The organism is Falsiroseomonas sp. (assembly GCF_030695085.1).
Taxonomy (GTDB): Bacteria; Pseudomonadota; Alphaproteobacteria; order Acetobacterales; family Acetobacteraceae; genus Falsiroseomonas.
This window is the reverse complement of record NZ_JAUYTS010000159.1, coordinates 84,632-109,088: the sequence shown is the minus strand read 5'-3', so window position 1 is coordinate 109,088 and position 24,457 is coordinate 84,632. Positions and strand designations below refer to the sequence as shown.

At 70.6% G+C, this 24,457-nt stretch carries 24 protein-coding genes and 1 pseudogene; 14 read left to right on the top strand and 11 right to left on the bottom strand.

Annotated elements, in window-relative coordinates:
- Positions 1-30: 30 nt before the first annotated feature.
- The 3 genes from Q8S40_RS17730 to Q8S40_RS17720 all read right to left on the bottom strand — a co-directional run bounded on the left by Q8S40_RS17730 (position 31) and on the right by Q8S40_RS17720 (position 4,101).
- Complete coding sequence (locus Q8S40_RS17730) at positions 31-1,632, bottom strand: ABC transporter substrate-binding protein (RefSeq protein ID WP_305671422.1); 1,602 nt, start codon at positions 1,630-1,632, stop codon at positions 31-33.
- 103 nt (positions 1,633-1,735) lie between these two features.
- The gene (locus tag Q8S40_RS17725; protein WP_305671430.1) at positions 1,736-3,250 is read right to left on the bottom strand and encodes an aldehyde dehydrogenase family protein; all 1,515 of its coding nucleotides are present in this window, start codon (positions 3,248-3,250) and stop codon (positions 1,736-1,738) included.
- A 2-nt stretch (positions 3,251-3,252) separates the two neighbouring features.
- A complete protein-coding gene (locus Q8S40_RS17720; protein WP_305671421.1) occupies positions 3,253-4,101 on the bottom strand; it encodes an NAD(P)-dependent oxidoreductase in 849 nt (282 codons plus the stop codon).
- Between the two features lie 134 nt (positions 4,102-4,235).
- Here Q8S40_RS17720 and Q8S40_RS17715 point away from each other — a divergent pair, with 134 nt between their 5' ends.
- The 6 genes from Q8S40_RS17715 (at position 4,236) to Q8S40_RS17690 (ending at position 9,755) form a co-directional block, all read left to right on the top strand.
- Positions 4,236-4,691, top strand: coding sequence for a GtrA family protein (locus tag Q8S40_RS17715; protein WP_305671420.1), 456 nt, complete (start codon positions 4,236-4,238; stop codon positions 4,689-4,691).
- Entirely contained in the window at positions 4,688-5,665 is a 978-nt protein-coding gene (locus tag Q8S40_RS17710) for a glycosyltransferase family 2 protein (RefSeq protein WP_305671419.1), read from the top strand. Before Q8S40_RS17715 ends, Q8S40_RS17710 begins: the two co-directional genes overlap by 4 nt.
- Before the next feature lie 167 nt (positions 5,666-5,832).
- On the top strand, positions 5,833-6,258 hold the full coding sequence (locus Q8S40_RS17705; RefSeq protein WP_305671418.1) for a hypothetical protein: 426 nt from the start codon (positions 5,833-5,835) through the stop codon (positions 6,256-6,258).
- 15 nt (positions 6,259-6,273) lie between these two features.
- Positions 6,274-8,022: a type I secretion system permease/ATPase gene (locus Q8S40_RS17700; RefSeq protein ID WP_304807156.1), complete on the top strand. Its 1,749-nt coding sequence runs from the start codon at positions 6,274-6,276 to the stop codon at positions 8,020-8,022.
- A complete protein-coding gene (locus Q8S40_RS17695) occupies positions 8,019-9,431 on the top strand; it encodes an HlyD family type I secretion periplasmic adaptor subunit (RefSeq protein WP_304807158.1) in 1,413 nt (470 codons plus the stop codon). The genes Q8S40_RS17700 and Q8S40_RS17695 overlap by 4 nt, the downstream gene beginning before the upstream one ends.
- A gap of 12 nt (positions 9,432-9,443) precedes the next feature.
- Positions 9,444-9,755, top strand: coding sequence for a hypothetical protein (locus tag Q8S40_RS17690; protein ID WP_305671417.1), 312 nt, complete (start codon positions 9,444-9,446; stop codon positions 9,753-9,755).
- A gap of 51 nt (positions 9,756-9,806) precedes the next feature.
- Here Q8S40_RS17690 and galE read toward each other — a convergent pair whose 3' ends face one another.
- Positions 9,807-10,808: a UDP-glucose 4-epimerase GalE gene (gene galE, locus Q8S40_RS17685; RefSeq protein WP_305671416.1), complete on the bottom strand. Its 1,002-nt coding sequence runs from the start codon at positions 10,806-10,808 to the stop codon at positions 9,807-9,809.
- 177 nt (positions 10,809-10,985) lie between these two features.
- Between galE and mepA the strand changes: the two genes are divergently transcribed.
- The 8 genes from mepA to Q8S40_RS17645 all read left to right on the top strand — a co-directional run bounded on the left by mepA (position 10,986) and on the right by Q8S40_RS17645 (position 18,281).
- On the top strand, positions 10,986-11,885 hold the full coding sequence (gene mepA / locus Q8S40_RS17680; RefSeq protein ID WP_304807163.1) for a penicillin-insensitive murein endopeptidase: 900 nt from the start codon (positions 10,986-10,988) through the stop codon (positions 11,883-11,885).
- Positions 11,886-12,045: 160 nt separating this feature from the next.
- Positions 12,046-12,855 carry an ABC transporter ATP-binding protein gene (locus Q8S40_RS17675; RefSeq protein WP_304807165.1) on the top strand — a complete coding sequence of 270 codons (810 nt, stop codon included), beginning with the start codon at positions 12,046-12,048 and terminating at the stop codon, positions 12,853-12,855.
- Complete coding sequence (locus tag Q8S40_RS17670) at positions 12,845-13,759, top strand: ABC transporter permease (RefSeq protein ID WP_371136854.1); 915 nt, start codon at positions 12,845-12,847, stop codon at positions 13,757-13,759. Before Q8S40_RS17675 ends, Q8S40_RS17670 begins: the two co-directional genes overlap by 11 nt.
- Before the next feature lie 70 nt (positions 13,760-13,829).
- On the top strand, positions 13,830-14,705 hold the full coding sequence (locus Q8S40_RS17665; RefSeq protein WP_305671415.1) for a 2-dehydro-3-deoxygalactonokinase: 876 nt from the start codon (positions 13,830-13,832) through the stop codon (positions 14,703-14,705).
- A complete protein-coding gene (locus Q8S40_RS17660; RefSeq protein WP_304807169.1) occupies positions 14,696-15,304 on the top strand; it encodes a 2-dehydro-3-deoxy-6-phosphogalactonate aldolase in 609 nt (202 codons plus the stop codon). The genes Q8S40_RS17665 and Q8S40_RS17660 overlap by 10 nt, the downstream gene beginning before the upstream one ends.
- A 79-nt stretch (positions 15,305-15,383) precedes the next feature.
- Complete coding sequence (locus Q8S40_RS17655) at positions 15,384-16,427, top strand: TRAP transporter substrate-binding protein (protein ID WP_305671414.1); 1,044 nt, start codon at positions 15,384-15,386, stop codon at positions 16,425-16,427.
- Positions 16,428-16,464: 37 nt separating this feature from the next.
- Complete coding sequence (locus Q8S40_RS17650) at positions 16,465-16,959, top strand: TRAP transporter small permease (RefSeq protein WP_305671413.1); 495 nt, start codon at positions 16,465-16,467, stop codon at positions 16,957-16,959.
- Positions 16,959-18,281, top strand: a complete 1,323-nt coding sequence (locus Q8S40_RS17645) for a TRAP transporter large permease (RefSeq protein ID WP_305671412.1) — start codon at positions 16,959-16,961, stop codon at positions 18,279-18,281. Before Q8S40_RS17650 ends, Q8S40_RS17645 begins: the two co-directional genes overlap by 1 nt.
- Here Q8S40_RS17645 and zigA read toward each other — a convergent pair.
- The 7 genes and pseudogenes from zigA to Q8S40_RS17610 form a co-directional block, all read right to left on the bottom strand.
- Positions 18,282-19,475, bottom strand: a pseudogene (gene zigA, locus Q8S40_RS17640) (zinc metallochaperone GTPase ZigA).
- Positions 19,472-20,134, bottom strand: a complete 663-nt coding sequence (locus tag Q8S40_RS17635) for a DUF1826 domain-containing protein (RefSeq protein ID WP_305671411.1) — start codon at positions 20,132-20,134, stop codon at positions 19,472-19,474. Before Q8S40_RS17635 ends, zigA begins: the two are co-directional and overlap by 4 nt.
- A 66-nt stretch (positions 20,135-20,200) precedes the next feature.
- Positions 20,201-21,925, bottom strand: coding sequence for an ABC transporter ATP-binding protein/permease (locus Q8S40_RS17630; RefSeq protein WP_305671410.1), 1,725 nt, complete (start codon positions 21,923-21,925; stop codon positions 20,201-20,203).
- 21 nt (positions 21,926-21,946) lie between these two features.
- Complete coding sequence (locus tag Q8S40_RS17625) at positions 21,947-22,393, bottom strand: DUF1499 domain-containing protein (protein WP_305671409.1); 447 nt, start codon at positions 22,391-22,393, stop codon at positions 21,947-21,949.
- Entirely contained in the window at positions 22,390-22,689 is a 300-nt protein-coding gene (locus Q8S40_RS17620; RefSeq protein WP_305671408.1) for a DUF3253 domain-containing protein, read from the bottom strand. The genes Q8S40_RS17625 and Q8S40_RS17620 overlap by 4 nt, the downstream gene beginning before the upstream one ends.
- 109 nt (positions 22,690-22,798) lie before the next feature.
- Positions 22,799-23,371 (bottom strand): pyridoxamine 5'-phosphate oxidase family protein, encoded by a 573-nt coding sequence (locus Q8S40_RS17615; RefSeq protein ID WP_305671407.1) that lies wholly within the window; start codon positions 23,369-23,371, stop codon positions 22,799-22,801.
- Positions 23,368-24,360, bottom strand: coding sequence for an NAD(P)/FAD-dependent oxidoreductase (locus Q8S40_RS17610; RefSeq protein ID WP_305671406.1), 993 nt, complete (start codon positions 24,358-24,360; stop codon positions 23,368-23,370). The genes Q8S40_RS17615 and Q8S40_RS17610 overlap by 4 nt, the downstream gene beginning before the upstream one ends.
- Between the last annotated feature and the right edge of the window lie 97 nt (positions 24,361-24,457).

Here is a 24,457-nt window from a genome sequence, read left to right as displayed (position 1 = left end):
GCCGCAGCACCCCTTCCGCCGTCGGCATGTTCAGGCGCGCTGCACGTTCCAGAACAGCGGCAGGCCCTTCAGCACGCCGGTGATGTCGCGACGATAGGCGGTCGCCTGGAAATATTGGCCGAGCGGCAGGTAGGGCACTTCCTGGAAGGCCACTTCCTGGATCTGCCGTCCCAGCGCCTGTTGCGCCGCGAGGTCGGGCGCCTCGAACCAGGCCTGGCGCAGCTCCTCGATGCGCGGAATCGTCGGCCAGCCGAACCATGCCTGCTGGCCATGGCCGCGCAGGCTCTGGTGCACGCCCGGATTGAACATGTCGAGGCCGGACCAGAAGGTGAAGAACATGTTCCAGCCGCCGCGATCGCCGGGCTCGCGGCTGGCGCGTCGCTGGACCACGGTGCCCCAGTCGGTGGAGATGTAGTCCACATTCATCCCGGCGCGCCGCATCATGTCGTTGCCGACCTGGGCGAGCGCATTCAGCGACGGGAAGTCGGACGCCGCGATCAGCGTCACCTTCTCCCCATTGTAGCCGGCGGCGGCCAGTTCGCGCTTCACCTTCTCAATGTCGCGCGGGCTGGTCACCGCCTCCAGCCCCGCATCGGAGGCCATCGGCGTGCCCGGCGGGAAGAAGCCGATGCCCTCGCGCCACAGGCTGCGATCCGTGCCGATCACGGCGGTCATGAAATCCGCCTGGTTCACCGCGCCGAGCAGTGCGCGGCGGACCGCCGGCTTGTCGAAGGGCGGGTGCAGATGGTTGAAGCGCGCGATCGCCAGCAGGCCGGTCGGGTCCGGGATTTCCAGCACGATGTTGCGGTTGCGGCGCAGCAGCGGCTGCAGATCGCCGGTCGGCTGTTCCCACCAATCCATCTCACCGCTCTGCAACGCCGCCGCGGCGGTCGCCGCATCCGGGGTCACATGCCATTCGACGCGGTCGAACCGCGCCACCTTCGGCCCGGCGGTCCAGCTCGCCTCGCCACCGGTGCGCGGCACGTAGTCGGCGAAACGCTCATAGACCACGCGGGCGCCCGGCACGCGCTCACCGGCCACGAATTTGAACGGCCCGCTGCCGATCAGGTCGCCGGTGATCGGCGTGGTGGGGGATTGGCTGGCCAGGCGCTCCGGCATCATGAAGGCGACGGGGGTGGAGGGCTTGCCCAGCGCCTCGAACAGCAGGGGGAAGGGCCGCTTCAGGCGGAACAGGATGGTCTTGTCATCCGGCGCCGCCAGCTCATCCGTCTGCGCCATCAGCACCTGGCCAAGCGCATCGCGCGCCGCCCAGCGGCGGATCGAGGCGACGCAATCCTTCGCCGTCACTGCCGTGCCGTCATGCCATTTCAGCCCGTCGCGCAGCGTGATGGTGACGCGCTTGCCGTCATCCTCCACCGTATGGCCCTGCGCCATCTGGGGCTGCGCCTTGTAGTCGGCGTCGAAGCCGTACAGCGTATCCCAGATCAGATAGGCATGGTTGCGCGTGACATAGGCGGTGGTGACGATGGGGTCGACCACCGCGAGGTCCGCCTGCGGAATGAACTTCAGCACGCGCGACGCGGCCGATGTGCCCTGGCCGAAGGCGGGCACGCCCATGGTGGAGGCGCCGAGCGCCGCCCCGGCGCCGGTCAGAAGATGGCGACGCAACATTTTTTCTATGTCTCCCAGATCGCACGCGCGGCGAGGTGCCGCGGTCAGCCCTGACCGGCAAGGGAACAGCCTTCCCCGGCGCGATGCAAGGGCCGCAACAATACTACCCTGGCCGATGCCCAAAGCCGAGCGCCGGCGTCTCCGCCGTCTCCACCCAGACCGCCTTGGACTGGGTGTAGGCGGCCAGCGCCTCGATGCCGGAGGACCTTCCATGGCCGCTGGCGCCGAAGCCGCCGAAGGGCACGGAGACATGGATGGTGCCGTAGCCATTCACCCAGAAGCTGCCCGCCCGCACCGCCGCGGCCACGCGATGCGCCCGGCCCAGATCCCGCGTCCAGACCGCGCCGGCCAGGCCGTAGGGGGTCGCATTGGCCAGCGCCACCGCCTCGGCCTCGTCGTCGAAGGGGATGGCGGCAACCACGGGGCCGAAGATTTCGGTCTGCGCGGCGCGGGCAGTGTTGGAAAGGCCGGCAAGGATGCTGGGCATCACCCAGAAGCCGTCGGACGGCAGGCTTTCGGCCCGCGGCGCCGCCAGCAGCTGCGCGCCATCCGCCACGCCATCGGCCACCATCTGCGTGACATGGGCGAATTGCCGGGCGGTCGCCAACGGTCCCACCTCGGTCGCCGCATCCAGCGGGTCGCCCAGGCGGATTTTCGCGGATGCCGCGGCCAGCATCTCCAGGAAGCGGTCCTGCACCGACCGCTGCACCAGCAGGCGGGATCCGGCGACGCAGCTCTGGCCGGAACTGGCAAAGATCGCCTGCTGCGCGCCCTGCACGGCGGCAGGCAGATCGGCATCGGCGAAGACGATATTGGCGGATTTGCCGCCCAGCTCCAGCACGCAGGGGATCATCCGCGCCGCACAGGTGGCCGCGATCCGGCTGGCACTCGCGGCACCGCCGACGAAGGTCACCATGGCGATCTCGGGCGCGGCCAGCAGCGCCTCCCCGCTCGTCGCGCCCAGCCCGGCCACCACCTGCACCAGGCCGCGCGGCAGCCCGGCTTCCACCGCCAGCAGCCCGAAGGCCAGCGAGGTCAGCGGCGTGTATTCGGAGGGTTTCAGCACCACAGCATTGCCGGCCGCGATCGCCGGCAGCACGTTCCAGCCGCAGGTGAACAGCGGCGCGTTCCATGGCGTGATGGCCAGCGCCACGCCCATCGGCTCCCGCCGGATGATGACGGTGTGGCCGGACGGCACGGGCACCGTGCGGCCCTCGATCTTGTCGCACCAGCCGGCCCAGTATTCCGCCATCTCGGCGACGCGGGCGACCTGGGCGCGGCAGTCGCGCAGCGGCTTGCCGGCATTGGCCGATTCCAGCCGCGCCAGCGCCTCAGCATGCTGGCGCAGCAGCGCGCCGAGTGCCCAGATGCGCCGCCCCCGCTCTGCCGCACTCAGCGCCATCCATGCCCGCTGCGCCGCCACGGCGCCCGCCGCCGCCTGGCGCGCGACTTCGGCACCCGCATCGGCGTAATCCGCCATCGGCAGGCCGGTGGCCGGATCCTGCAGCGTGATCGGGGCACCCTGCCCTGCCGTGATCTCTCCCATCAGCACGCTGCCGATGCGGCCGCCGAGCAGGCGTGCGATTTCCCCGGCCAGGACGGATTTCGCCGCGTACATGCTCACGCACCCCCCAGGATGGCGGCGGGCACGCGGTTGAAATCCTCCGTATCCGCCGCCGCCGCTGCCTCCCATCGCGCCGCCGCCGGGCCGCAGACCGGCAGGGCGGCGCCGACGCTCTCGGCCAGCGCCAAGGCGAGCCGCACATCCTTCCGCATCAACCCGGCGGAGAAGCCCGAGTCGAAGCCGCCCGGCAGGATCCAGCGCGGAAAATTCACCTCCGTCGCGGCGGAGCGGCCGGAGGCGGCGTTGATCACCGGCAGCAGGGCCTCCGGCGTCACGCCCGCCAGCGCGCCGAGCCGCAGCGCCTCCCCGGCCACGGCCAGATGCGTCGCCACCATCAGGTTGTTCACCAGCTTCGCCACCTGCCCGGCACCTGGCCCACCGACATGCACCAGCTTCGCCGCCACGAGCGCCAGAGCCGGCCGCGCGCGTTCGATCGCCCCCGCATCCCCGCCCAGCATCATCGCCAGCGTGCCCGCCGCCGCCCCGGCGGGGCCGCCGGAGACCGGCGCATCCAGGTAGTCCACGCCCCAATCGGCGGCGGCCGAGGCGAATCGTTGCGCCGCATGCGGATCGAGCGTCGAGGTATCGGCGAGCACTGCCTGCTTCGGCAGCACAGGCAGCAGCGCCAGCAACACGGCCTCCACCGCGCGGTCCTGCGGCAGGGACAGCAGCATCACCGGGGCTGCCGCCTGTTCCACCGCCGCCACCACCCGCACACCGCGCCCCCGCGCCGCATCACAGCGGCTGGGGTCGAGGTCGAAGCCCAGCACCTCCACCCCCTGCTCCACCAGCCGGCCGGCCATCGCCAGCCCCATCTGCCCCAGACCCACAAGACCAACCCGCATCCGCCCGAAACCCCCTGCCAAGCGCAATGAGGCTCGCAGCCGGTGCGGCCGCCGGCAAGCTGCCGCCTTTTGGTCATGCTATGATGGTTTGACGTTGCGGGCCGTCACACCACCTCGCCCACCATGGAAGCATTATGCCCGCACGCACCGCAGAAATCCTGACCTCGCGCCTGGGACCGGCAAGGTCGGCCGGGCTGATGCAGTTCCTGCGCTTCGGCGTGGTGGGCACGGTGGGCTTCGTGGTGGATACCGCGGTGCTCTATGCCGGGCTGGCGCTGGGGCTCGGGCTGTATTCGGGCCGCGCGGTATCCTACCTCGCCGCCGCCAGCACCACCTGGGCGCTGAACCGCGCCTGGACCTTCCGCGCCGCACCGCGCGCGCCGATGGCCCGGCAATGGGCGCTGTTCCTGCTGGTCAACCTGATCGGCTTCGCCTGCAACTACGGCACCTACGCACTCATGGTGGCCAGCCTGCCGCTGGTGGCCGCGCATCCGGTCATCGGGGTCGCGGCCGGCGCGCTGGCCGGCATGGTGGGCAATTTCTGGCTGTCGCGCCGCTTCGTCTTCAACGCCGCGCGGGCGGCTGCATGACCCAGCCCGATCCGGCGCCCCGCATCGCCGTCCTGATCCCCTGCTACAACGAAGAAGTGGCGATCCCGAAGGTGGTGGCCGATTTCCGCGCCGCCCTGCCCACTGCCACGATCCATGTCTATGACAACAACAGCCGCGACGGCACCAGGGAGGCCGCCCGCGCCGCCGGCGCCCAGGTGATGCGGGAGGTGCAGCAGGGCAAGGGCCATGTGGTGCGCCGGATGCTCGCGGATATCGAGGCGGATTTCTACGTCCTGGTCGATGGCGACGACACCTACGACGCCGCCGCGGCGCCGGAAATGCTGCGCCTCGCCATGGAAGACCGGCTCGACATGGTCACCGGCACGCGGGTGACGGAGGCCAAGGCCGCCTACCGCCCCGGCCATGTGCTGGGCAACCAGGTGCTGACCGGCCTGGTGCGTGTGATCTTCGGCAACCGGGTCTCGGACATGCTGTCCGGCTACCGGGTGTTCTCCCGCCGCTTCGCCAAATCCTTCCCCGCCCTGGCCGAGGGCTTCGAGACCGAGACGGAATTCACCGTCCATGCGCTGGAGCTGCGGATGCCGGTGGGCGAGGTGCCCAGCAGCTACCGGGCGCGGCCGCCGGGCAGTACCTCGAAGCTCAATACCTGGCGGGACGGATTCCGCATCCTCAATGCCATCCTGCTGCTGGTGCGGCGGGAAAGGCCGCTGCCCTTCTTCGCGCTGATCGCCCTGGTGCTGGCCGGCACCGGCCTGGGCCTGGCGGTGCCGGTGCTGCACACCTTCCTGGCCACCGGGCTGGTGCCCCGGCTGCCCACCGCGGTGCTGTCGATGGGGCTGGTGCTGCTGGCCTTCCTGTCGCTTGCCTGCGGCCTGATCCTGGATACCGTGACCCGCGGCCGGGTCGAGGCCAAGCGGATGGCCTACCTCGCCATTCCGGCGCCGAACTTCGTGAGCAAGGCTGTCATCACTCGGGAAACCTCTTTGCGGTAGTGGCCATTGGTGCAGGGTGGGGCCGGAACCTTCCGCACGGGGGTTCAACCCTCACGTTTGTTTTATCGCCACGCCTCGCATGCTAGGACGCCGCCACCCGGATCTACCGCTGCACCACCCGGCCAGTTTCACGGACACAAGACATGTCTGGAAGTCCCATGACGGGCATGCCTCCCGCCGGCCCACTGCCCGGCCGCGCCGAAGCCGGCGCCATGCCGGAACGAGCTGTTCCGCCTGTCACGCTCGCCACCCTGCCCGCCCCCTGCCTCGAGGATTTCCTCACCGACCGGCCGGATGACCGGCTGCGCGACCTGCTGGCCTTCGCCATGGCCGTCGAAGCCGCCCGCCCGATGGAGCCGGAGGCGCTGCGCCGCAATGCGGAGGCCGAGTTGCAGGCGCATGCCTTCCGCACCCTGCACAACCAGGCGGAGGTGATCCGCCTGGAGGCCGCCCGCGACCAGATCGCCAGGCTGCCTCGCGGCCCCGGCCTGCTGAAGCTGGTGCTGGCCAATCTGCTGGCCATCACCCTGGTGGCGGGTGCCGCCTATGCCATCTGGCTGCGGCCGGACCTGCTGCCTGCCGGAGTGTTCTGATCCATGCGTCCCCCGATGCCCCTGATGCCCGGCGGCAGCGACCGCCCGCCGGAGACGGTGCTGTCGCGCGCCCTGGCGGCAAGCCGGCGCCAGCTTGTCGGCGTCGCGCTGTTCAGCGGCGTGGTGAACCTGCTTCAGCTCACCGTCTCGCTGTACATGATGCAGGTCTTCGACCGCGTCCTCGGCTCCCGCAGCCTCGATACGCTGTACTACCTGACCGCGATCGCCATCTTCGCCCTGCTGATCATGGCGGTGCTAGACGGCTTGCGCGGGCAGGTGATGCAGCGGCTGGCCTCCTGGATCGAGGGCAAGGTGGCGCCGGAGGCCTTCCTCCGCGCCATCGAAAGCCAGTTGCGCGGCCGGCCGTACCGGATGGAGGCGCTGCGCGACCTGGCCGCCTGCCGCGGCTGGCTCGGCTCCCCCGCATCGCTCACCGTCTTCGACGTGCCCTGGGTGCCGATCTACCTGGCGGTGATCTTCGCCCTGCACCCGACGCTCGGCTGGATCGCGCTGGCCGGTGCGGCCCTGCTGTTCCTGCTGACGCTGGCCAATGAATGGGCCACCGGGTCCCTGGTCCGCCAGGCCAGCACCGCCAGCATGACCAATCAGCGCCGCGCCGAGAGCATGGTGCGCAATGCCGAGGTCATCGACAGCATGGGCATGGCGCCCGCCGTGCTGCACAAGTGGCGGGAGGGGCTGTCCGCCTCCATTCCACCGCAGGAACGCGCGGCGGACCGCGCCGCCTTCCTGCTCTCCATCACCCGCTTCACCCGGCTGACGGTGCAGGTGGGAGTGCTGGGCGTCGGTGCATTCCTGGTGCTGGAACAGCAGCTGACCGCCGGCGCCTCGATCGCCGCCTCGATCATCATGGGCCGGGCGCTGGCGCCGGTGGAGCAGATGATCGGCGGCTGGAAGCAGCTGGTGCAGGCGCGGCAATCCTATCGCCGGCTGCTCGGCTTCCTGGCCCTGCCGCGCATCCGCCCGCCCGGCATGGCGCTGCCGGCGCCGACGGGCCGGGTCTCGGCGGAGCGCGTGACCTTCGGCTTCCCCGGCCAGTCCGTGGCCATCATCAAGGGCATCACCTTCAACCTCGCGGCCGGGGAGAGCATGGCCATCATCGGCCCTTCGGCGGCAGGCAAGACCACGCTGATCCGCCTGCTGATCGGCACGCTGGCGCCCGCCGCGGGCACGGTGCGCCTCGATGGCGCCGATGTCTTCACCTGGCAGCGGGAGGATTTCGGCCGCTATGTCGGCTACCTGCCGCAGGATGTGGAGCTGTTCGACGGCACGGTGATGAAGAACATCAGCCGGATGCGGGAGGAACCGCCCGAGGGCGTGTTCGAGGCCGCGCGCCTGGCCGGCTGCCATGAAATGATCCTGCGCCTGCCGCAGGGCTACGACACGGAAATCGGCGATGGTGGCCAGCATTTGTCCGGCGGCCAGCGCCAGCTGATCGGCCTGGCGCGCGCCATGTACGGCAACCCGCGCTTCGTGGTGCTGGACGAGCCCAATTCCAACCTGGATGGCGATGCCGAACAGGCGCTGATCCGGGGGCTGGAGGCGCTGAAGACGCAGGGCACCACCGTCATCCTCGTCTCGCACCGCCCGACCCTGGTGCAGGGAGTGGACAAGGTGCTGCTGCTGCGCGATGGCGCGGCAGAGGCCTTTGGCCCGCGCGCCGAGGTGCTGAAGCGCCTCGCCCAAGGGAGCAGCCAGGGCAGCCGCCCGGCCGAGATCGTCCAGCACGCCGGAGGTGCAAGATGAGCGCCGCGATCCCCTTGCCCGGCAACGGGCCCGCGCCACGCCCCGGCCAGGACCTGGCCCCGCGCCCCGCCGCCGCCCCGCCGGCCCTGTGGCAGCCGGCCGAGGAGGACCTCATCCTCGATGCGCCGAAGCCGCGCACCGGCACGGCCATGTGGCTCGGCTATGTCATCGTCGCCGTTTTCGTGGTGGGACTCGGCGTCTGGGCCAGCCTGGTGCCGCTGGCGGAAGCCTCCATCGCGCCCGGCGTGCTGAAGGTGGAAGGCACCCGCCGCACCATCCAGCATTTCGAGGGCGGCATCGTCCGCGACATCCTGGTGCGGGACGGCGATTCCGTGACCGCGGGCCAGGTGCTGATGCGCCTCGACCAGCCACAGGCGGCGCAGCAGACCGAGACGCTCCGCAGCCAGCGCTGGGCGCTGCTGGCGCAGGATGCGCGGCTGGTGGCGGAGCTGGCCGGGGCGCCGACCCTCAGCTTCCCCGCCGATCTGGTCGCCTCCTCCGAACCGCGCGCGATGGAGGTCATCAGTGGCCAGCGCGCGCTGTTCCAGGCGCGCCGCGTGGCATTGGAAAGCCAGATGCAGGTGCTGCGCTCGCGCATCGACCAGCACAACGCCACCATCGCCTCCGCCGAGGGCCAGATGGACGCGCAGCGCCGCATGCTGGTGCTGTTGCGGGCGGAGGAGACCAACACCGCCCAGCTGCTGCGCCAGGGCCTCGCCCGGCTGCCGCAGCTTCTGGCGCTGCAACGCCAGGTGGCCTCGGTCGAGGGCAACATCACCGACATCACCAACCAGATGGTCCGCTCGCGCGCCCAGATCACGGAATCGGAGCGCGAGATGGCGCGCGTCAACAACACCCATACCCAGGAAGCCTCGACGGAACTGCGCGAGGTCCGCCAGCGGCTGGCCGAGGCTGAGGAAAGGCTGCGCGCGGCGGAGGATGTCTCGACGCGGCTTGAGATCACGGCGCCCGAGGCCGGCACGGTGCTGAATTCGCGCGTCTTCACCGTGGGCGCGGTGGTGCGCCCGGGCGACCCGGTGATGGACCTGGTCCCGGCCGAGGACCGCATCATCGCCGAGGTGCATGTCCAGCCGAACGACATCGACGTGGTGCATCAGGGCCTGCAGGCCGAAATCCGCCTGCCGGCCTTCAAGCAGCGCCTGGTGCCCTATCTGCACGGCCGTGTCACCTTCGTCGCCTCCGACGTGACGGAGGATGAGCGCCGGGGCGTCAGCTATTACCGCGTGCAGATCCAGATCGACGAAGACCAGCTTCGCGCGGTGGAGGGGCTGACGCTTCGCGCCGGCATGGCGGTCGAGGCGCAGATCCAGACCGGGGAACGCACCTTCGCCCGCTACATGATGCAGCCGCTGATCGACAGCTTCCACCGCGCCTTCCGCGAACAGTAGGGAATCACAGCCATGACCAGCATTCCGACCGTCTTCGGCGACGGCATCATCGACGTGCATGTGGCAAGCGGCGTCGCGCGTATCACGCTCGGCGTGCAGACCAGCGCCTCGGCCGCCGTCAAGGACGGCAAGCCGGAACCCTCCGCCCTGGTGATCGTGCCGGTGCTGCAATTGCCCAATCTCGCGCGGGTCCTGGCGGATGTGACGCGGCAGATCGAGGCCCGGGCGAAGGAAGTCGCGGCCAGCCAGGCCGGTGCCCAGGCCAATCAGGGCCAGGGCCAGCCGCAGGACCAGGTGGCCGGCGCCTTCCGCTTCAACGGGTAGGCCCCGGAAAAGGGGCCGGGAAAGCGCCGCCTTGGCTGCAGCGGCGGCCGTTCAGGCCGCCTGGCGCCCGCCCGCATAGCCCTGCGGGTGGGCGACGCGCCAATCCCAGGCGGTGCGGACGATATCCTCCAGCTTCGGAAAGCGCGGCTGCCAGCCGGTTTCCGCCCGCAGCCGGGCGGAGGACGCGACCAGCACCGCAGGGTCCCCCTCCCGCCGCGGTCCCAGCGCATGCGGCACGGGGCGGCCGGCGACGCGGGCGACGGTATCGATCACCTCGCGCACCGAATAGCCGGTGCCGTTGCCGAGGTTGTAGCGGACGGAGCGTTCCTCGAGCAGCGGCAGCGCGCGCAGATGCGCATCCGCCAGATCCGTCACATGCACGTAATCCCGGATCCCGGTGCCGTCCGGCGTGGGATAATCCGTGCCGAACACCATCAGCGGCGGGCGCAGTCCCAGCGCGGCGTCGATCGCCAGCGGCACCAGATGCGTCTCCGGGTCATGATCCTCCCCGGCCCTTCCGGCCGGGTCGGCGCCGGCGGCGTTGAAATAGCGCAGCGAGGCGAAGCGCAGGCCGTGGATGCGCTCCGCCCAGTGCAGCGCGCGCTCACACATCAGCTTGCTCTCGCCATAGGGCGAGACCGGGCCGAGGCGCTGCTCCTCATCGATCGGGATGCGTTCGGGAAAGCCGAACAGCGCGGCGGTGGAGGACATCACCAGTCGCAGGCAGCCATGCCGAACGGCCGCATTCGCCACGGCGGACAGGCCCGAGAGATTTTCCGCCATGTAGCGCAGCGGGTCGCGCATGCTGTCGCCCACCAGGGACAGCGCGGCGAAATGCAGCACCGCATCGAAGCGGCCACCGCCGAAGGCCTCGGCCAGGGCCTGCTGGTCCTCGCAGCGCCCCGCCACCAGGCGCACGCCAGGCGGCACGGCTTCCCGGTGACCCTTGGAAAGATCATCGAGCACGACGACCTCATCGCCGCGGTCGCGCAGCGCGAGCACGGTGTGGCTGCCGACATATCCGGCCCCGCCGGTCACAAGATAACGGCCCAAATCCAGATCCCCTCTGCGTCGGCGCGCCCGTCCCGTCCGGACAGAACAACGCCACGAGTCGCTCACGGCCCTCCCTTGTTGCACAGCAATGTGACAAAATTCGCACCCTTGTGCAGGCCGGTTTCCGAGCTTTCACTGCCGGGTGAGCCAAAAATCGAACGGGGCCTGTCACACCGCATGACGTTTTCCGGCATAGCCCGCGCCGCCGCGGCGATCCGGCCCCTGCTGGCCGCCGGGCTGGCCCTGCTGCTGGCCATGCCGGAATCGGCCAGGGCGCAGCCGAACCGGCTGGGGCCGCCGGCCAGCGCCGCCGACTGGGCCGCGCTGTCCCGGCCGAGCCAGGCACCGCCACGCGTGATCGGCCGCACCAATCTCGGCTGCCTGGCCGGTGGCCAGGCCCTGGCGCCGGAAGGGCCGGGCTGGCAGGCGATCCGCACCTCCCGCAACCGCCATTGGGGCCACCCGGCGACGCTCGGCCTCGTGGCGCATATCGCGGGCCAGGCGCGCGCGGCGGGGCTGCCCGATCTGTGGATCGGCGACCTGTCGCAGCCGCGCGGCGGGCCGATGCCCTGGGGCCATGCCAGCCACCAATCGGGGCTGGACGCCGATATCTGGCTCGATCTGCGCCCGAAGCCCCGCGTGCCGGCCGCGATGCGGGAGGATCTGACCATCCCCTCCCTCGTCCGCGCCGATGGGCTGGATGTGGACCCGGCGCGCTGGACCGCCCGCCACGCCACACTGATCCGAATCGCGGCGGAGGCGCCAGGGCTGGACCGGCTGCTGGTGAACCCCGCGATCAAGCGCCGGCTATGCGCCGACCATGCAGGCGCCCCCTGGCTGCGGCGGGTGCGGCCCTGGCGCGGCCATGACAGCCACATGCATCTGCGCCTGCGTTGCCCGGCCGACAGCCCGGAGTGCCAGGATATCGCCCCGCCGCCGCCCGGCGATGGCTGTGATGCCAGCCTCGACTGGTGGTTCAGCGACGAGGCCCGCCAGCCGCCGCCGCGCCGCCCCGGCCCGCCCGGGCCGCCGCCCAGGCTGCCGGCTTCCTGCAGCGCGGTTCTCCTGGCACGCTGATGCGGATGCGGGCAAATTGCCCGATACGGAGGCAGATGCCGGCGCCGCATCGCCTCGAAGGCGCCCTGTGCAGCGCAGCACGTCTTGCGCCGGGGGCCTTGGCTGTCGCACACACTCCTGTGCGCGATCCGTCGCGCCAAGGAAGGGCCGGGGAAATCTGATGGAGCGACCTTTCGTCGAGATCAGCGGCGTCGCCATGCGCTATGGCGGCGTGGAGGGCACGCTCGCCCTGCAGAACGCGACGCTGGATGTCGGCAAGGGCGAGTTCATTGCCGTCGTCGGCCCCTCCGGCTGCGGCAAATCGACGCTGATGAAGCTGGTCACCGGCCTGTGGCCCGCCACCGCCGGCACGCTGCTGGTGGCGGGGCAGGAGGTGGATGGCCCGCTTTCCATCGCCGGGATGGCCTTCCAGAACCCCACCCTGCTGCCGTGGCGGAACATCCTGGACAACGTCATGCTGCCGCTGGAGGTGGTGGAGCCGCACCGCCGACAGCTGCGCCGCCAGCGCGCCATGTATGAGGCGAAGGCGCAGGACCTGCTGAAGCTGGTCGGCCTCGGCGGCTTCGACAAGAAATTCCCGCATGAGCTTTCGGGCGGCATGCAGCAGCGCGCCAGCCTGTGCCGCGCGCTGATCCATGAACCGGCGCTGCTGATGCTGGACGAGCCCTTCGCGGCGCTCGACATCTTCACGCGCGAGGATCTTTGGGCCGTGCTCCAGGGGGTCTGGATGGCGCGCAAGCCTACCGTGATCCTGGTGACGCATGACCTGCGGGAAGCCGCCTACCTGGCCGACCGCGTGCTGGTCATGTCCTCCCGCCCCGGGCGGATCATCGCGGAACGGGTGGTGGAACTGCCGCGGCCGCGCACGCTGGAGACCACCTACAAGCCGGAATTCGTCTCCCTCGTGCATGATCTGCGCGAACACATCAGCGCCGCCCGCAAGGGCGAGGAGGTCGTCCATGGCCAGTGACGCCGCCATTCCCGCAGCCGCCCCCGCGCCGACCCCAACGCGGCGCACCGCAGTGGCGGACCCCAGCATGTCGCCGGAGGCGATGCGCCGCCTGCAGGCCATGGCAATCGCCCAGCGCCGCCGCCGCCGGCTTCAGGCCTGGCTGCCCTGGATGGTCATCATCGGCATGTTCGCGGTCTGGGAGGCCGGGGTGCACGCCTTCAACGTGCAGCAATTCGTGCTGCCGGCGCCATCGGCCATCGCGCAGAGCATGGTGAAGTGGTGGGTGCCGCTGCTGGACAATAGCTGGCAGACGCTGATGACCACGCTGATCGGCTTCGGCCTGGCCGTCATCTTCGGCCTGCTGCTCGGCATCGCCATCGGCAGTTCCAGCCTGTTGTACCACGGACTCTATCCGCTGCTGATCGGCTTCAACTCCGTGCCGAAGGTGGCCGTGGTGCCGATCCTGGTGATCTGGTTCGGCATCGGCACGGTGCCCGCCGTGATCACCGCCTTCATGATCAGCTTCTTCCCCATCGTGGTGAATGTCGCCACCGGCATCGCGACGGTGGAGCCGGAGGTGCGGGACGTGCTGCGCGCGCTCGGCGCCCGGCCATCGGACATCATCCGCAAGGTCGGGCTGCCGCGGGCGATGCCGTATTTCTTCGCCTCGCTGAAGATCGCCATCACCGTGGCCTTCGTCGGCTCCATCATCGCGGAGACGGTGGCGGCCAATAAGGGCATCGGCCACCTGATGATCCTCGCCTCCTCCCGCTTCGACGTGCCGCTGGTCTTCGCCGGGCTGATCGTGACGGCGGTGATGGGCGTGGCCATGTATGTCGCGGCGGTGGCCATCGAGAACCGCACCACCGGCTGGGCCATGCGCGGGCAGAACGACCAGCAGCTCAGCGCCGCCGGCGTCTGACGTTCCCCCCCCCTTGCACGCGCCCGGCGTCGGGCGCAGGACAGGGGCGGGACGGGATACGGAATCGGGAATGATCGGCGTCGACTGGGGCACGACGAGCCTGCGCGCCTACCGGATTGGCGCCGCGGGCGCACCATCGGCGCGAATCGACCGGCCCGGCGGCATCCTGACCGTGGCCGAGGGCGGCTTCCCCGCGGCGCTGCGGGAGGCGATTGGCCCCTGGCTCGAAGCCGGCGAAACCCGCGTGCTTCTCTGCGGCATGGTCGGCAGCCGCCAGGGCTGGGTGGAGGCACCCTATCTGCGCTGCCCCGCTGGCCCCGCCGAGATCGCCGCTGCCACCATCGCCATCCCCTTCGAGGGCGCCGAGCTGCGCCTGGTGCCGGGCCTGACCACCGAGGATGCCGCAGGCATCCCGGATGTGATGCGCGGCGAGGAGACCAAGCTGGTGGCGCTGGCCGAGACGATCGGCACGGCGCTGGCCTGCCTGCCCGGCACCCACAGCAAATGGGCGCGGCTGGAGGGCGGGCGCGTCACCGGCTTCGCCACCCACATGACCGGCGAGACCTTCGCGGCACTTTCGCAGCACACCATCCTGGCGCGCACCAGCACGGATGGCCCGGATGTGCCGGAGGCCTTCGCCCGCGGCGTCGCCCGCGCCCGCCAGCCGGGCGGGCTGCTGCACCATCTGTTCGGCGCGCGCACGCTGCATCTTATGGACCAGCTGGCACAGGCGGAAACCCGCAGCTTCCTGTCCGGCCTGCTGATCGGCCATGAGATCGCGGCCGCGGCGCAGGGCGTCCGCGAAGTGCACCTGGCCGGTGCCGCCGGCCTCACCGCGCTCTACGCCGCGGCGCTGGCGCAGCATGGCATCGCGGTCACGCGGCATGATCCGGACCTCGTCGCGGCCGGGCTGCGGCATATCGGCAGGAGCCTGCAATGGGTTTGAAGGACTGGCTCGCCGCCTGCCCGCTGGTCGCCATCCTGCGCGGCCTCCGGCCCGAGGAGGCGATCGGGATCGGGGAGGCGCTGGTCGCATCCGGCATCGCGGTGCTGGAAGTGCCGCTGAATTCGCCCGAGCCGCTGGAGAGCATCCGCATCCTCGCCACCCGATTCGGGGAGGATGCGCTGATCGGCGCCGGCACCGTGACGGACCCGGCCGATTGCGCGCGCATCGCCGCCGTCGGCGGCCGCCTCATCGTCACGCCACATGCCGACCCGGCCGTGGTCCGCGCGGCGAAGGCGGAGGGCATGATCTGCGTCCCCGGCTTCTTCACCCCCGGCGAGGCCTTCGCGCTGCTGAAGGCGGGCGCCGATGGGCTGAAGCTGTTCCCGGCCGAGGCCGGCTCGCCCGCCATGCTGAAGGCGCTGCTCGCGGTGCTGCCGAAGGGCACGCGGGTGCTGCCGGTGGGCGGCATCGATGCCGGCAACATCCCCGCCTGGCGCGCGGCCGGCGCCGCCGGCTTCGGCATCGGCAGCGCCATCTATCGCCCCGGCGACGATGCCGCCACGGTCAGTGCCAAGGCCGCTGCGCTGCGCCTTGCTTGAATCCGGCGCGGCAGGCCACACTCGCCCCAATCATCCGGCGCGACCTCGCAGCACGGATGGAATCGGGGGGCCTGCATCGATGACCGTCCAACGCCGCAAACTCCTTCTGCTCGGGGCCTCCGCGCTCGCCGCGCCTGCGCTGGTGCGCAGCGCCCAGGCGCAGGAGGTGACGCTCCGCCTGCACCATTTCCTGCCGCCGGTCGCCAATGTGCACCGGCACTTCCTGATGCCCTGGGCACAGAAGATCCAGGCGGAGTCGGAGGGCAAGCTGCGGGTGCAGATCTTCCCCTCGATGCAGCTCGGCGGCGCCCCGCCGCAGCTGTTCGACCAGGCGCGGGACGGGGTGGTGGACATTGTCTGGACCCTGCCCGGCAACACCCCCGGCCGCTTCCCGCGGGTGGAGGTGTTCGAGCTGCCCTTCGTGGCGGACCCGCGCGCCCGCCCCAACGCGCTGGCCTGCCAGGAATTCTACCAGACGCATCTGCGCGACGAATTCGCCGATGTGCACCCCATCGTCGTCTGGGCGCATGATGGCGGCGTCATCCACGCCAACATGCCGGTCAACCGGCTGGAGGATATGCGCGGCCTGAAGCTGCGCTTCCCGACCCGCCAGGCGGGTGAGGCGCTGCGCGCCCTCGGCGCCGCGCCGATCGGACTGCCGATCCCCCAGGTGCCTGAAGCCCTGTCCCAGCGCGTGATCGATGGCGCCGTGGTGCCCTGGGAGGTGGTGCCCTCCATCCGGTTGCAGGAGCTGGTGACCAACCACACCGAGATCCTCGGCACCCCCACCTTCTATACGGCCAGCTTCATCCTCGCGATGAACAAGGCGAAATACGCCGCCCTGCCGGCCGAACTGCGGACCGTGCTGGACGCCAATTCCGGCATGGCTGCCGCCGAGATGGCCGCCAAGCCCTGGGACGAACAGGGCCCCGTCGTCCGCGCCCAGGTGGAACGCCGGCGCCAGAACACCATCGTGCAGCTCTCCGCGGCGGAGAAGGAACGCTGGATGCTGGCGACCCGCCCGGTGGTGGAGAACTGGATTGCCGGGTCGCGGGAGCGGGGCTTCGACGGCGCGGCGCTGCTGGCCGATGCGCGCGGCCTGATCGCCAAGCACGGCGCCTGATCCATTCCGGGCCGGCCGAAAGCAGGAGCGCCGGCCGATGCGGGATAACGCGGCGCCGGGCGGCGCCATCGGCTTCGCCGCCCGTGCGCTGGCCTTCCTGGGCGGCGTGTCGCTGCTGGTGGCGGCGCTGGTCACCACCATCAGCGTGATCCTGCGCTGGCTCACCAGCCAGCCGATTCGTGGCGATTTCGAGATCGTCTCCATCGCCAGCGGCGTCGGCGTGTTCGGCTTCCTTGCCTATGGCACGCTGATGCGCGCCAACATCCTGGTCGACACCTTCACCAACTGGCTGCCACGCCGCGCGGCCGGCGTGGTGGATGGGTTCTGGATGCTGGTCTGGGCGGCGGTGACGCTGTGGCTTGCCGAACGAATGACGCTCGGCGCGATCGAGACGTTGCGCAACGGCATGCGGACCATCGGGCTGCTCGCCCTGCCCTATTGGTGGGCCGTCGCCATCGGCGCGCTGGCCTTCGCGATGACAGGGGTGGCGGCGCTGGCCTGGGCGCTGCGCTTGCTGCGCGGGCGCTTCTGATGGCGCCTGAATTCGCCCTGGCGCTGACCGGCTTCGGCGTGCTGCTGGCGCTGATCGCACTCCGCGCGCCGGTGGGGCTGGCCATGCTGCTGGTCGGCATGGGCGGCTATGTCCACATCCTGGATTGGACCACGCTCAGCAACTACCTGAAGACCACGCCCTACCATCTGTTCGCCAACTACACGCTGTCCGTCATTCCGCTCTTCATCCTGATGGGCGCGCTGGCGGAACGGGGCGGGCTGGCGCGGGATCTGTTCGCGGCTGCCAATGCGCTGATCGGGCGCAAGCCGGGCGGCATGGCGATGGGGGTGATCGGCGCCTGCGGCTGCTTCGGCGCGGTCTGCGGCAGCTCGGTCGCCACCACCGCCACCTTCGCCCGCGCGGCGCTGCCGGAGCTGCGGCGCTATGGCTACGACCCCGGCTTCGCCACCGGCACCATCGCGGTCGGCGGCACGCTCGGCATCCTGATCCCGCCCAGTGTCATCCTGGTAATCTATGCGATCAGCACGGAACAGAACATCGCCAAGCTGTTCATGGCGGCGCTGATCCCGGGCGTGCTGGCGATGGCGCTGTACATGCTGGCGATCGCGTTGATGGTGCGCTTCCGTCCGGCGCTCGGCCCACCGGGGGAGGCGCCGAGCGCCGCGGAGCGCCGCCGCGCCTTCCTCAACGTCATCCCCGTCCTGCTGATTGCCGTGGTGGTGGTGGGCGGCATCTATGGCGGCATCTTCACGCCGACCGAAAGTGCGGCCATCGGCTGCATCGGCACGCTGGCCGTGGGCGTGCTGCGCGGCACGCTGGCGCCGCGCCAGATCCGCGAAAGCCTGTTCGCCACCGCCGAGACCACGGCGATGATTTTCGCTATCCTGCTCGGCGCCGAAATCTTCAACGCCTTCCTGGCGCTGACCCAGGCGCCGGACCTGCTGGGGCTGTGGATCTCGGAGCAGGACTATCCGCCCTATGCGGTGCTCGGCATCCTGCTGCTCTGCTACATCGTGCTCGGCGCGGTGATGGATGAGCTGGCGATGATGCTGCTCACCCTGCCGGTGTTCTTCCCCGTCATCACCGCGCTGGATTTCGGCCTGACGACGGAAGAAACCGCGATCTGGTTCGGCATATTGGTGCTGGTGGTGGTCGGCATCGGGCTGACCGCGCCACCGATCGGGCTGAACGTCTTCGTCGTCTCCGGCCTGGCGAAGGACGTGCCGATGGCGCGGATCTATCGCGGGGTGATGCCCTTCCTCGCGATGGATCTGGTGCGCCTCGGCCTGCTGGTGGCCTTTCCGGCGCTGAGCCTGTGGCTGGTCAACGCCCTGAGTTGATCAGCCCTGCTGGCGCCAGGTGGGGAACGGGTCCGACAGCCTGGCCCAGCCGCGCACGCCGCCCTTCATCTCCTTGTCCGTGAGCAGGCAGGCGTCGAGCTGCTTGCGCAGCGCGGCCTCATTCATGCCGATGCCGATGAAGACGATTTCCTGCCGCCGGTCGCCATAGGGCTCCTGTCAATTCGCCTGCACGCCGTCGCGCCATTCCGGTTCCTCCGGCCAGCGGTCAGGGTCGGTTGCGGCCCACCAGAAGCCCGCCGCCTCATGCCGCCCGACCGCGCCGGCCAATTGCCAGGATCCGGCCCATGGCATGCGGGTGGCGAGCCAGAAGAAGCCCTTGGCCCGCACCACGCCGGGAAGGTCGCCCTCGATCAGCCGCTTGAAGCGCGCCGGGTGCAGCGGGCGGCGGGCCTTCCAGACGAAGCTGGTGATGCCGAATTCCTCGGATTCCGGCAGATGCCCTCCGGCCAGCGCCTGCGCCCAGCCGGCCGCCTGGCTGGCGCGGGTGAAGTCGAAGCGGCCGGTATCCAGCACCTGGCCCACCGGCACCCTGCCATGGCTGCAGGAAATGATGGCCGCCCCCGGGTTGAAGGTGGCGAGCAGGCCGGAAAGCCGGCCAAGCTCCGCCTCCGTCATCAGATCCGCCTTGTTCAGCACCAGCAGATCGGCGAACTCCACCTGCTCCACCAGCAGATCCACCAGCAGCCGCGTGTCTTCCTCCCCGGTGCCCAGCCCGCGCCGTGCCAGGCTGTCGGCGGAGCCGTAGTCGCGCAGGAAGGCCGGCGCATCGACCACGGTCACCATGCTGTCGATGCGGGTGATGTCGGACAGGGAAAAACCATCCTCCGTGCGGAAATCGAAGGTCGCCGCCACCGGCATGGGTTCGCCCACGCCGGTGCTCTCGATCAGCAGCGCGTCGAAGCGGCCATCGCGGGCCAGCTTCGTCACCTCGATCATCAGATCCTCCCGCAGGGTGCAGCAGATGCAGCCATTGGACATCTCGACCAGCCGTTCCTCGGTGCGGGACAGGCTGCCGCTATTGGCGACCAGCGCGCCGTCGATATTCACCTCCGACATGTCGTTGACGATGACGGCGACGCGGCGGCCCTCGCGATTGGCGAGGATATGGTTCAGCAACGTGGTCTTGCCGGCGCCGAGGAAGCCGGACAGCACGGTGACGGGCAGCTTGTTCATTCGAGTGGGATCCTTCCCGCTTCATCGAGGCAAAGCAGCAGCCGCGGCGGGGCGCCGGGCGCGCGGGGTGGCGAGCGGTGGATGCAGCCCTGGCCGGCATGGCCGGGGAAGCCCTCGCCCTTCAGCAGCGCGACCTCCCCGGTATTCAGCCGGTTGGCGGGCGGCGGCGGCCCGTCCTGCAGCATCCGCGCCGCGCGCGCGCCACCGGGCAGGGCCAGCCATTCGGTGCCGGGGCCGCGATAGGTGCAGAGCAGGCGAAGCCCGATCGCATCGGCATGCCAGCGATGGCAGCCGGGACCGTCCAGCGCCTCCAGCCGCAGCCGCAGCCGATCCGCCCGGGTGACGTGGGTGAAGATGCGGGCCAGGTGCAGCACATCCAGCAGCAGGTCGATCGGCGCCGGCTGCGGCAGACCCTCCGCCATGCGCCCCACCGCCTCATCCGGCGCATCCTCCACCGTGACCGCGAAAGGCGCGCAGGCGGCGAGACCCGCGAGGTCGCGGATCAGGTTGCCGGGCAGACGCCGCGCCCAGATGGCAATGCTGGTGCCGGGCTGCTGGATGCCGGCGAGGACCTGGGGCGCAGCGCCGGCGAGGTTGCTGGCGGGCTGATCTGGGCCGGCGGGGGGACCCTCCCGCGGGGCGAAGCCTTCGATGAGCATGGGTGCGCCGACTGCTATGTTATATTATAACGTAGTGCGACTTCGGTCAGGCGGCAAGCCGCGGCCTCACCCCGCCGCGAGCCGCCCCTCCGCCATCACCAGGCTCCGGCCGTGGAACGCCGCCACGGCCGGGCGATGCGCGATGGACAGGATGCCCGCCTGCGGCAGCCTTTGCGTCACCAGCCGGTACATCGCCGCCTCCGCCGCCGGGTCCAGGCTGGCGGTGGCTTCGTCCAGGAACAGGAAGTCGGGCCTGACCAGCAGGGCGCGTGCAAAGGCCAGGCGCTGCTGTTCGCCGCCCGAAAGCCGGCGGTCCCAGACATCCTCCACATCCAGCCGGTCCAGCAGCCGCACCAGCCCCACCGCCTCCAGCGCAGCGCGCACATCGGCATCCGGCACCTCCGTGGCGTCCAGCGGGTAGCAGACGGCGCGGCGCAGCGACCCCAGCGGCAGGTAGGGCCGCTGGGGCAGGAACAGCGCGCGCGCGCCGGCCGGCACATGCACGGTGCCCGAACCGAAGGGCCAGATCCCGGCCAGCGCGCGGAACAGCGTGGACTTCCCGCCGCCGGAGGCGCCGGAGATCAGCACCGCCTCCCCCTTCTCCAGCCGCAAGGCCGCATCCTGCACCAGAACCCGCCCATCCGGCAGGCTGAGCGTGACCCCCTCCATCGTCACCGCCTCGCCGCTTCCCGCCACCGGCTGCGGTCCGGCGGCGGTGGCGCGCGCGGTGGCGATGGCAAGCTGGAAGCCGGTCAGTCGTTCCACCGTCGCACGCCATTCGGTCAGCCGCGCATAGCTCTCGACGAACCAGGACAGCGCGCCCTGCACCTGGCCGAAAGCGCTGCTGGTCTGGATCAGGCCGCCGAGCGGGATGGTGCCGGCGAAATAGGCCGGCGCCGCCACCACGATGGGGAAGATGCTGGCCACCTGCGAATAGCCGGCGGTGAAGAAGGTCAGCCGCTTGGTGGCGGTCATGATCGCCCACCAATTCGTCGTCAGCGCATGGAAGCGCGCCAGCAGGCCGCGCTTCTCATCCGCCTCCCCATTGTGCAGCGCCACGCCCTCCACATTGTCGCGCAGCCGCACCAGGGCGTAGCGGAAATCCGCCTCCACCCGCTGCTGGAGGAAGTTCAGCCGGATCAGGGGCCGGCCGATCAGATGGGCGAGCCAGGTGCCGAGCAGCGAATACAGGATCGCCACCCACACCATGTAGCCGGGGATTGAGACGCCCAGCACCTCGAGCGGCCCGGACAGCGACCACAGCACGAAGATGAAGGAGAACAGCGTCACCACGCTCGACATCAGCCCGAGACCCAGGCTCAGCGTGTCATCCACGAACAGCCGCAGATCATCGGCCACGCGCTGGTCCGGATTGTCGGTCTGCGCATCCGTGAGCGCAATGCGGTAATAGGCGCGCTCGGCCAGCCATTCATCCAGATAGCGCCCGGTCAGCCAGCGCCGCCAGCGGATCTGCAAGGCCTGCTTGAGATAAAGCTGGTAGACCGCGATCAGGATATAGGCCGCCGCCAGCATCGCGAAGCCGGGAAACCAGGTGCCCCCGGCCTCCCCGCCCAGGAAGATCAGCGACCAGAAGGTGCCGGCATCCTTCTCCTCGAGCGCGTTGTAGAAGGCGCGCTGCCAGTAGGTCAGCACCACCGTCATACCGACCAGCGACAGGTTCAGCACCACCACCGCCGCCAGCAGCAGCCGGGCCTTGCCCCTTTCCTCACTGGTCCAGTAGGGGCGCGTCAGCGCCCAGGCATCACGCAGGAAGGAGCCGAGGCGGCGCATGGGTGGCGGTATCCAAAAGGGTCAGCCGGCGCGCAGTGCCTCATCCAGCCGGGCGCGCCAGGCAGCGATGCGGCGCCGATTCACACCGAAATCGTAATAGCCGAGCAGGCTCCGCGAATACAGGAAGATGCCCGAGCCACCCACCAGCGGCACCACCTGGCCATTCACCAGATCGGGGAAATTGGCGAGCCGGGTGCGGACCACCCATTGCAGTTGCCGCTTTTCCGGCCATTCCGCCATCTTCCAGCAACGCGGCTCGGCCTCCCCCAGCATCCGCAGCGCCGCCCAGGCGGCCTCGGGCGAGACCGGCAGCAAGGGTTGGGCGATATGCGGCTGGGTCGTCATCGCTGGCGGGGCCAGCAGGCAGGCGTTGGGGGAGGCGGGCAGCACCAGGCGGCTGAAATCCACCGGCGCGGCCGCTGGCAGGCCGGCGGTGCCGCGGCCCCGCATCATCGCAGCCTGGCTCATGCCGTGTCGTCCGTCTCGGCGCCGGGCACCGCGGGTGGGTTGGCCGCCGCGCGCAGGCGGATCACGCCGCGAATCGCCGTATCGGTGCCGACCGGCTTGCCCTTCCGCAGCACCTCGATCCGCCCGGCACGCGCGAGGCGGATGGCAGCGGCGCGGATCGGCCCCATCAGCCGGCGCCATGCATCCTCCTCCGGCGCCAGGGCGCGGGCCACCTCGCTGGGACAGATGCTTTTCTCCGGACCGCGCAGGGCGGTCTGGCGGAGGATTTCGTCGGTGATGGTCTCGGTGGCGATCATGAGTTCCTGGCTGATGGGCGCAGCGGTGCGGGAAGTGGCCCTGTGCGGTGTGAGACTAGGCCGGATCGCGCGCCCGCGAAAATCCGGCGGATGCAGGAAGGCCCGGCCGTCACGGCACCAGCCAGCCGGACTCGGGACCACCCGGTCCCGACCAGGCAAAATGCGCCCGCCGGTGCCCGGCAGCGGCCAGATGCAGCCATTCCAGCCGGTCGATCCGCAGCAGCACCACGCAGAAATTCGGCCGCCCGGCCTCGGCATCGGCAGGTGCCGGCGGCGGCTCCGCGCAGGGCGTGCCGGGGGCGGGCTGAATCGCGTAGCACATGCGGCTGAAGTCGCGGCTGGCGGCCCAGCCGGATTGGGCCACCGCGTCATCGGCATGCAGCGTCGCCAGGCAGGACAGGCGAAGCTGCACGGCGGCGCCATGATCATACATATGCAGGCTGGCGCGCGGCTGGGCAGTCAGTTCCGCCACCTTGGCGGCGCGCCGGTCGGTGTGGATGCGAAGCTGCCGCGTGGCCGCCTCGAAGCCGCGCAGCACCACGGTGCGGGCCGATGGCGCGCCATCCGCGGCCAGCGTGGCCAGGGTTGGGGTGTGGAACGGGTGGCGACGGTCGGCGACGCCGCGGGCGATCAGGCGGAACGCCTCGGCCAGCGTGGCATCAAGGTCGCGCGCCTCGCTCATGTGCTCCGGATCGCGGCCACCAGCGCGCCGGCGCTGTCCACCGCCGCCTCGGCCCGCGCCCCGATGCACCAGTCGCCCGTGGCCCCCAGCCCCAGCGAGGCGTCCCAGAGGCAGGGCGCGCCGAGCGGTGCTTCCACCAGCGCATGGCGCCAGCGATGGGCGGATTGATAGAAGGGCGCGGGCAGCGCCGCCCCGGGGACCTGTTCCGCCGCCAGCCCGGCGAAGGCCTCGAGCAGCCTGGCCGCCGCCTCCTCCGCCGTCAGCTCCAGATTCTCCCGCGACCACTCCGGGCCGGCCTGCACAACCCACAGCTCCAGGCTGGCATCGCGGCCGGGCTTTGAACTGTCCCGCGCCGCCCAGCCGATCGCCCCCTGATGCAGCCGGATGGTATCCGGCAGCGGCAGGCGTTCGGGGAAGGCGAGCATCAGCGTCCAGCAGGGCTCGAACCGCACGGATTGCAGCACCGCGGCCAGATGCGGCGCCGGGCCTTCCAGCAGCGCCTGGGCCTGGGGGGCCGGCAGGGCCAGGATCACCGCATCGAACGGACCCTCCACCTCCGGCGCCTGGGTCGGGAAGGGCCGGCCGGGGCGGACCAGCCGCGCATCCAGATGGTGCACATGCCAGGCACCCGGCCCGCCGGTGATGGCGGTGACATGGCGCATTAGGTCGATATCCATGCCCTCCGCCAGCGCGCGGGGAACCGAGGACATGCGCGGCACGCCGACGCGGCGCCCGGCATCCGGCCATTCCTGGGCGTTCGCCGCATCCAGGACGGCGGCGAAGGCGGCACCATGCGCGGTCAGGTATTGCGCGCCGTGGTCGAAGTTCAGCACGTGCCCACCGGCCTCGACACGCCGCGTCGTCATCCGCCCACCCGGGCTGCGGCCCTTGTCGAACAGCCGCAGCCGAACGTCATAGGCGGCAAGGGTCTTGGCACAGGCCAGGCCCGCGAGGCCGGCACCGATAATGGCAATGTCTTTGGGAGGCATGATGCCCTGTATGGCGTGTCGGGCCGCCTAGGCAAGGGTCTTGTGCAATGCGAAAGCGCCGCCCCGCCGCCCTGCCGCAGGCGGCCGGGACGCCGCC

What these genes read in the sequence shown, in the direction of transcription:
- Q8S40_RS17730 (WP_305671422.1), bottom strand. Translation starts at nt 1,632, where the DNA reads ATGTTGCGTCGCCATCTTCTGACCGGCGCCGGGGCGGCGCTCGGCGCC.
- Q8S40_RS17725 (WP_305671430.1), bottom strand. Translation starts at nt 3,250, where the DNA reads ATGTACGCGGCGAAATCCGTCCTGGCCGGGGAAATCGCACGCCTGCTC.
- Q8S40_RS17720 (WP_305671421.1), bottom strand. Translation starts at nt 4,101, where the DNA reads ATGCGGGTTGGTCTTGTGGGTCTGGGGCAGATGGGGCTGGCGATGGCC.
- Q8S40_RS17715 (WP_305671420.1), top strand. Translation starts at nt 4,236, where the DNA reads ATGCCCGCACGCACCGCAGAAATCCTGACCTCGCGCCTGGGACCGGCA.
- Q8S40_RS17710 (WP_305671419.1), top strand. Translation starts at nt 4,688, where the DNA reads ATGACCCAGCCCGATCCGGCGCCCCGCATCGCCGTCCTGATCCCCTGC.
- Q8S40_RS17705 (WP_305671418.1), top strand. Translation starts at nt 5,833, where the DNA reads ATGCCTCCCGCCGGCCCACTGCCCGGCCGCGCCGAAGCCGGCGCCATG.
- Q8S40_RS17700 (WP_304807156.1), top strand. Translation starts at nt 6,274, where the DNA reads ATGCCCCTGATGCCCGGCGGCAGCGACCGCCCGCCGGAGACGGTGCTG.
- Q8S40_RS17695 (WP_304807158.1), top strand. Translation starts at nt 8,019, where the DNA reads ATGAGCGCCGCGATCCCCTTGCCCGGCAACGGGCCCGCGCCACGCCCC.
- Q8S40_RS17690 (WP_305671417.1), top strand. Translation starts at nt 9,444, where the DNA reads ATGACCAGCATTCCGACCGTCTTCGGCGACGGCATCATCGACGTGCAT.
- mepA (WP_304807163.1), top strand. Translation starts at nt 10,986, where the DNA reads ATGACGTTTTCCGGCATAGCCCGCGCCGCCGCGGCGATCCGGCCCCTG.
- Q8S40_RS17675 (WP_304807165.1), top strand. Translation starts at nt 12,046, where the DNA reads ATGGAGCGACCTTTCGTCGAGATCAGCGGCGTCGCCATGCGCTATGGC.
- Q8S40_RS17670 (WP_371136854.1), top strand. Translation starts at nt 12,845, where the DNA reads ATGGCCAGTGACGCCGCCATTCCCGCAGCCGCCCCCGCGCCGACCCCA.
- Q8S40_RS17665 (WP_305671415.1), top strand. Translation starts at nt 13,830, where the DNA reads ATGATCGGCGTCGACTGGGGCACGACGAGCCTGCGCGCCTACCGGATT.
- Q8S40_RS17660 (WP_304807169.1), top strand. Translation starts at nt 14,696, where the DNA reads ATGGGTTTGAAGGACTGGCTCGCCGCCTGCCCGCTGGTCGCCATCCTG.
- Q8S40_RS17655 (WP_305671414.1), top strand. Translation starts at nt 15,384, where the DNA reads ATGACCGTCCAACGCCGCAAACTCCTTCTGCTCGGGGCCTCCGCGCTC.
- Q8S40_RS17650 (WP_305671413.1), top strand. Translation starts at nt 16,465, where the DNA reads ATGCGGGATAACGCGGCGCCGGGCGGCGCCATCGGCTTCGCCGCCCGT.
- Q8S40_RS17645 (WP_305671412.1), top strand. Translation starts at nt 16,959, where the DNA reads ATGGCGCCTGAATTCGCCCTGGCGCTGACCGGCTTCGGCGTGCTGCTG.
- Q8S40_RS17635 (WP_305671411.1), bottom strand. Translation starts at nt 20,134, where the DNA reads ATGCTCATCGAAGGCTTCGCCCCGCGGGAGGGTCCCCCCGCCGGCCCA.
- Q8S40_RS17630 (WP_305671410.1), bottom strand. Translation starts at nt 21,925, where the DNA reads ATGCGCCGCCTCGGCTCCTTCCTGCGTGATGCCTGGGCGCTGACGCGC.
- Q8S40_RS17625 (WP_305671409.1), bottom strand. Translation starts at nt 22,393, where the DNA reads ATGAGCCAGGCTGCGATGATGCGGGGCCGCGGCACCGCCGGCCTGCCA.
- Q8S40_RS17620 (WP_305671408.1), bottom strand. Translation starts at nt 22,689, where the DNA reads ATGATCGCCACCGAGACCATCACCGACGAAATCCTCCGCCAGACCGCC.
- Q8S40_RS17615 (WP_305671407.1), bottom strand. Translation starts at nt 23,371, where the DNA reads ATGAGCGAGGCGCGCGACCTTGATGCCACGCTGGCCGAGGCGTTCCGC.
- Q8S40_RS17610 (WP_305671406.1), bottom strand. Translation starts at nt 24,360, where the DNA reads ATGCCTCCCAAAGACATTGCCATTATCGGTGCCGGCCTCGCGGGCCTG.